The sequence below is a fragment of the Shewanella sp. CAL98-MNA-CIBAN-0140 genome (genome assembly GCF_040309905.1).
Lineage (GTDB): Bacteria > Pseudomonadota > Gammaproteobacteria > Enterobacterales > Shewanellaceae > Shewanella > Shewanella psychromarinicola.
In genome coordinates, this window is sequence record NZ_JBEOPI010000272.1 from 1 (window position 1) to 241 (window position 241).

Sequence of the window (241 nt, forward strand, 5' to 3'; positions counted from 1 at the left end):
AACCAGGTGAGCGTGGTACGTTAACCTTTGATTATGAGCGCGATGCTTATAGTTCAATGATACGCTTTAACTACTTTGGCGAAACCGATGTTAAATACTTTGCTAACGACCATATTTCGTTACCTGGGTTTTTATCACCTACGGGTTCGTTTAAGCCTACCAGCACGGTTGAGTCAGCAGTATTGGTTGATTTAAACGTGACTTACCAAATTAACGATACGTTTGTTGTATCGGTTGGTGC

At 41.5% G+C, this 241-nt stretch carries 1 protein-coding gene; it reads left to right on the top strand.

Annotated features, from left to right (window positions below):
* Window positions 1–241, top strand: a 241-nt coding sequence (locus AAEY93_RS21035; RefSeq protein WP_351079688.1) for a hypothetical protein, incomplete at both ends; no start/stop codon positions are given.